Here is a 5,945-nt window from a genome sequence, read left to right on the forward strand (position 1 = left end):
GCCGCCAGCAGCCCGCGCCGCGACCCGGCCGCCATCCTCGAAGGCCGCAGCCCGGCGACGGCAGCGGCCACGCCGGCCAGCCCGCCCGCCCCGGTGATCGCGTCCACCAAACCCGGCTCCGATGCGTTGAGCTACTTCGTCCAGGCAGGCGCTTTCGGGCGCGTCGAGGATGCCGAGCAGCAGCGGGCCAAGCTGGCGATGATGGGCCTGCAGGCCAAGATCACCGAGCGCGAGCAGTCCGGGCGCACGATGTTCCGGGTGCGCCTCGGCCCGTACGACAAGAAGGAAGACGCCGACCTGGCGAAGGAAAAACTGGATGGCGTGGGGGTGGAATCGGCGCTGGTCCGCGTGCAGAAGTAAGCCGGGATCGAAAGAGCAGCCCTGAACTTTTCCATCCGACACCGACTCCACCGCTCGTCGTTGATCCCTACCACTTTGGAACTGAACATGAACCGTCGCGATTTCTCGGCACAGCTGGTCGGAGCCAGCCTGGGCGGTGCCGGCCTGGGCACCATCGGCCTCACCGCCAGCACCGGCGCCCTCGCGCAAGGCGCCCCGGTCGAGGGCACCAACTACATCAAGTTCGCGCAGCCGGTGTCGCCTGCCACGCCGGGCAAGATCGAGGTGCTGGAATTCTTCTGGTACGGCTGCCCGCACTGCAACGCCTTCGAGCCGGCGCTCGACGCCTGGCAGAAGAAGCTGCCGGCCGACGTGGTGTTCCGCCGCGTGCCGGTCGCGTTCCGCGACGAGCCCTTCGTCGCGCACCAGAAGATCTTCTATGCACTCGAGACGCTGGGCAAGGTCGAGGCGATGCACCGCAAGGTCTTCTACGCGATCCACAACGAGCACGCCCGCCTGGACAAGCCCGACGAGATCGCCGCCTTCATGGCCAAGAACGGCATCGACAGCGCCAAGTTCCTGGAGGCCTACAACTCGTTCTCGACGCAGACCAAGACCAAGCAGGCCGCCAAGCTGGCCGAGGCCTACAAGCTCGACGGCGTGCCAGCCCTGGGCATCAATGGCCGCTACTTCACGTCGGGGTCGCTGGCCGGCACCAACGAGCGCATGCTGCAGGTCACCGACTTCCTCATTCAGAAGTCGCGCGCTGGCGCTTGAGACCCCCAGTCGGTGCAACGCCGACTTCATCTCGTAACCCCGACGGCATGAAACTGTGGCTAGAATGGCCTGCAAGTTTCATGCCGCAATGACCCCACTTACCTACACCTCCCTTTTCTCCCGGCGTCGGCTGGCGCTTGTCGCCGCCGGCTGCATGCTCGCCGCGGCGCTGCCGGCCCAGGCCGAACGGGCCGACCGGCTGAAGAAGATGGAAGTCGAATCCGACCAGCCGGGCAAGGTCGACCTGATCAACCAGCTGGTGGTGTTCAACGGCAACGTCGTCGTCAGCAAGGGGACGATGCTGATCAAGGCGGCGCGCATCGAGGTGCGCGAGGGACCGGACGGTTACCAGTCCGCCATCGCCGTCGGCACGCCGACCCAGCCGGCCAGCTTCCGGCAGAAGCGCGAGGGCGTGAATGAATTCGTCGAGGGCGAGGCCGAGCGCCTCGAGTACGACAGCAAGCTCGACACCATCCGCTTCGTCAACAAGGCCTCGGTGCGCCGGCTGCGCGGCACCGCGGTGGCCGACGAAGTGACCGGCGCGCTGATCACCTACGACGGCACGGCCGAGCTGTTCACCGTCGCCGGCGGCAGCGCCGCGGTGACCCCGAGCAACCCGACCGGCCGCGTGCGCTACGTGTTCACGCCGAAGGAAGGCACGCCGGCCGCCGCCGAAGCGGCGTCGCAGGCCGCCTCGGGAGCACGCCGTTGAGCGCCGTCCCCGCCAGCACCGCTGCCGCCGACACCAGCCGGCTCGAGGCCATCGGCCTGCAGAAGACCTATGGCGCGCGCAAGGTCGTCAAGGACGTGCGCCTGTCGGTGCGCAGCGGCGAGGTCGTCGGGCTGCTCGGCCCGAACGGCGCCGGCAAGACCACCAGCTTCTACATGATCGTCGGCCTGGTGCGCGCCGATGACGGCCAGATCCTGATCGACGGCCAGCGCGTCGAGCGCCTGCCGATCCACCAGCGCTCGCGCCTGGGCCTGAGCTACCTGCCGCAGGAGGCCTCGATCTTCCGCAAGCTGACCGTCGAGGAGAACATCCGCGCCGTGCTCGAGCTGCAGCGCGGCCCCGACGGCAAGGAGCTGCCGAAGGCCACCGTCGACAAGCTGCTCGGCGACCTGCTGAATGACCTGAGCATCGAGAAGCTGCGCGACAGCCCGGCCCCGGCGCTGTCGGGCGGCGAGCGCCGCCGCGTCGAGATCGCCCGGGCGCTGGCCACGCAGCCGCGCTTCATCCTGCTGGACGAGCCGTTCGCCGGCGTCGACCCGATCGCGGTGATCGAGATCCAGCGGATCATCGGGTTCCTGAAGAGCCGTGGCATCGGCGTGCTGATCACCGACCACAACGTGCGCGAGACGCTGGGCATCTGCGACCGCGCGTACATCATCAGCGAGGGGCGTGTGCTCACCGAGGGCACGCCGGCCGAGATCGTCGACAACGCCGATGTGCGAAAGGTCTACCTCGGCGAACACTTCCGCATGTGAGGGCTGACACATGAAGCCCTCCCTTCAGGTCCGCCTGTCGCAGCACCTGGCCTTGACGCCGCAGTTGCAGCAGTCCATCCGGCTGCTGCAGCTCTCCACGCTCGAACTCCACCAGGAAGTCGAGCAGATGCTGGAGCAGAACCCCTTCCTCGAGGCCGAGCTGGAAGAAGCGGCTCCGTCCGAGCCCCTGACCGAACGGCTGACCACGTCGGAGCGCAATGCCGAGCGCGAGGCCGACAGCAGCACCGCGAGCGAGTCGTCGGCCGAGACCGCGCCCGACGAGTCCGCCGGCGTCGACAGCGCCGAGTTCGGCGCGACCGAGCGCGAGGACTGGGAGAACGGCACCGAGCGCGACGATTTCGACGGCATCCGCGAGACGCCCAGCGCGGCCGGCAGCGGCAGCAACCCCGACGACGACTTCGACGGCCAGGACCGCAACCCGCAGGCCCCCAGCCTGCAGGATCACCTGCGCGAGCAACTGCTCGGCATGCGCGTCAGCGCCGAAGATGCGATCGCGATCACCGTGCTGATCGAGTCGCTCGACGACGACGGCTACCTGGCCGACCCGCTCGAGGAGATCGCCGCCGAACTGGCCGGCGACCCCGAGCAGCAGGAGGAGATCCTCGAGCGCCTGCAGTGCGCGCTGAAGTGGCTGCAGAACATGGAGCCGCTGGGCGTCGGCGCCCGCAACCTGGGCGAATGCCTGACGCTGCAGCTGCGCGCGCAGGAGCGCTGCGAGGCGCAGATGATCGCGATCATCATCTGCAAGCAGCACCTGGACCTGCTGGCCCGGCGCGACATGAAGAAGCTGATGGCCGCGACCGGCGCCGACGAGGAGCTGATCAAGGAAGCGCAGACGCTGATCGTCGCGCTGGAGCCGAAGCCCGGCCGCCCGTTCGCGCGGGCCGAGGCCAACATCATCGTGCCCGACGTGATCGTGCAGAAATCGGGCCGCAACTGGAAGGTCGTGCTGAACCCCGACGTGATGCCCAAGCTGCGCATCAACGACCTCTATGCGCAGGCGATCCGCCAGGGCCGCGGCTCCGGCGGCGCCGGTGGCAGCGCGCTGAGCTCGCGGCTGCAGGAGGCGCGCTGGTTCATGAAGAACATCCAGCAGCGCTTCGACACCATCCAGCGCGTCTCGCAGGCGATCGTCGAGCGGCAGAAGAGCTTCTTCACGCACGGCGAGATCGCGATGAAGCCGCTGGTGCTGCGCGAGATCGCCGACGAGCTCGGCCTGCACGAGTCGACCATCTCGCGCGTGACGACGGCCAAGTACATGGCCACGATGTTCGGCACCTTCGAGCTGAAGTACTTCTTCGGCTCGTCGCTGAACACCGAGGCCGGCGGCAATGCCTCGAGCACCGCGGTGCGGGCGCTGATCAAGCAGTTGGTGAGTGCCGAGGACGCGGCCAAGCCGCTGTCGGACAGCCAGCTCAGCCACATGCTGGAAGAGCAGGGCATCCAGGTCGCGCGCCGCACGGTGGCGAAGTACCGCGAAGCGCTGAAGATCGCCCCCGCGAACCTCCGCAAGTCTCTCTGAACTGAATCCCGATGTGCGCCCTCCCCCTGTTCCTGCCCTGTGCCGCGGGCGTTGAAGCGCTCCTCGAAGAAGAGGTGCTGCGCATCCTGCCGACCGCGCAGGTGCACGCCGGCCGCGGCGGCGTCGCGCTCGACGGCGACCCGCAGGACGTGATGACGCTGAACCTCGAATGCCGGCTCGCGCAGCGCGTGCTGGCCGAGGTGGCCGAGGGGCCGTACCGCGACGAGCACGACCTGTACGAGCTCGCGCGCAGCGTCGACTGGCAGCAGTGGATCACGCCCGAGCACACGCTGCGCGTCGACACCACCGCGCACCGCAGCCCGCTGCGCAGCCTGAACTTCGCCGCGCTGCGCATCAAGGACGCGGTGTGCGACCAGTTGCGCGAGGCCACCGGCACGCGCCCGAGCGTCGACACCCGCCACCCCGACCTGCCGCTGCTGCTGCACGTCGGCGAGGAGCGGGCGTCGCTGTACGTCGACACCTCGGGCGAGCCGCTGTTCAAGCGCGGCTGGCGCGAGGACAAGGGCGACGCGCCGCTGAAGGAGACGCTGGCTGCCGCGATGCTGGCCGCCGCCGGCTGGCGCGGCACGCCCGAGGCCGGCGGCGCGCTGCACGACCCGTGCTGCGGCTCCGGCACGATCGCGATCGAGGCCGCGCAGATCGCCTGCGGCATCGCGCCCGGGCTGAAGCGCCGCTTCGCGTTCGAGCGGTTGCTGCCGTTCGCCGATGCCGAGATGCGTGCGCAATGGCAGCGCCTGAAGAGCCATGCGCAGTCACGCATCCACGCGAGCGCGGTGCCCATCCACGCGAGCGACGTGTCGTTCCGGATGGTCGATTTCGCGCGCCGCAATGCGCAGCGCGCCGGCGTCGAGGACGCGATCCAGTTCAACGGCGGCGATGCGCTGGAGCGCCCGGCGCCCGCGCTGCCGGCCACGCTGCCCGGCACGCTGATGATCAACCCGCCGTACGGCGAGCGCATCGAGGTCGCGGGCAAGGCGCGCGCGGCAGCGCCGGCGCGCGAGGACGCGGATGGCGACAACAAGGCGCTGGTCGCTGATTTCTTCCCGCGGCTGTCCGCTCACTGGAAGCGCGCGTACACGCAGCACGAAGGCGGCTGGACGGCCTATGTGCTGAGCCCGGACATGAAGCTGCCCGGCGCGATGCGCCTGAAGGAATCGAAGCGCACGCCGATGTGGAACGGCCCGATCGAGTGCCGGCTGTTCCGCTTCGACCTGGTCGCGGGTTCAGCGCGCTGAGGTCATGACAACCCCTCGCCCGGCGGGTACGCCGGTCGATCCCCCAAGGGGATGCGGGCCGGCTTGGGGCGGCCCGGCGCTCGGCCCGCCGACGTTTCAACGCCGCAGCAAGCTCCCGATCAAGCTGCCGATGTCGCCCATGCTGCCGGCAGCGCTCTCAGGCAACTCCCCGTTCGGCGTGAGGTGATCGACCACCTGCGGCAGCACCTGCGACACCTGCGCGGCCGCTTCGTCCTGCGACAGGCCGAGCTGTTCGGCGATCTGCGCAAGCTGGCCTGAGCCGAGCACGCTCTGCAGCTGCTCCGCCGAGATCGGCAGGTTGTGCCCGGTCGACACCCACGAACCGATCACCGAGCCGAGGCCCCCCTGCTGGAAGCGCGAGATCAGGTCGCCGAGGCCTCCGCCCGCGCTGTTCGAGTTCAGCATCGACACCACGGCGGCGATCAGCGCCGCCTGGTTGCCGCCGCCCTGGCCCGTCGGGTCGCTCTGGCCGGCCACCATGCCGACCACGGAATCCAGCAGTCCCATGAGGTGCTCCTTGGAGT

7 protein-coding genes are annotated in these 5,945 nt (G+C 69.3%); 6 read left to right on the forward strand and 1 reads right to left on the reverse strand.

The genetic code is table 11. The features are described from left to right. The 6 genes from AC1D01_RS17465 to AC1D01_RS17490 form a co-directional block, all read left to right on the forward strand. Positions 1-360 (forward strand): SPOR domain-containing protein (locus tag AC1D01_RS17465; RefSeq protein ID WP_477868428.1); only part of this gene is annotated, 360 nt, incomplete at its 5' end. Between the two features lie 87 nt (positions 361-447). Next, entirely contained in the window at positions 448-1,116 is a 669-nt protein-coding gene (locus tag AC1D01_RS17470) for a thiol:disulfide interchange protein DsbA/DsbL (protein WP_477868430.1), read from the forward strand. Between the two features lie 88 nt (positions 1,117-1,204). Beyond that, positions 1,205-1,828, forward strand: a complete 624-nt coding sequence (gene lptA, locus AC1D01_RS17475; RefSeq protein WP_477868432.1) for a lipopolysaccharide transport periplasmic protein LptA — start codon at positions 1,205-1,207, stop codon at positions 1,826-1,828. Further along, positions 1,825-2,601, forward strand: coding sequence for an LPS export ABC transporter ATP-binding protein (gene lptB / locus AC1D01_RS17480; protein WP_047501341.1), 777 nt, complete (start codon positions 1,825-1,827; stop codon positions 2,599-2,601). The genes lptA and lptB overlap by 4 nt, the downstream gene beginning before the upstream one ends. 10 nt (positions 2,602-2,611) lie before the next feature. After that, positions 2,612-4,144: an RNA polymerase factor sigma-54 gene (locus AC1D01_RS17485; protein WP_047501338.1), complete on the forward strand. Its 1,533-nt coding sequence runs from the start codon at positions 2,612-2,614 to the stop codon at positions 4,142-4,144. An 11-nt stretch (positions 4,145-4,155) separates the two neighbouring features. Next, entirely contained in the window at positions 4,156-5,400 is a 1,245-nt protein-coding gene (locus AC1D01_RS17490) for a THUMP domain-containing class I SAM-dependent RNA methyltransferase (protein WP_477868434.1), read from the forward strand. A gap of 96 nt (positions 5,401-5,496) precedes the next feature. On the opposite strand, the gene AC1D01_RS17495 is transcribed toward AC1D01_RS17490, so the two are convergent. Continuing rightward, positions 5,497-5,945, reverse strand: a 449-nt coding sequence (locus AC1D01_RS17495; RefSeq protein WP_477868436.1) for a YidB family protein, incomplete at its 5' end; no start/stop codon positions are given.

The organism is Rhizobacter sp. P3_B12 (assembly GCF_056402895.1).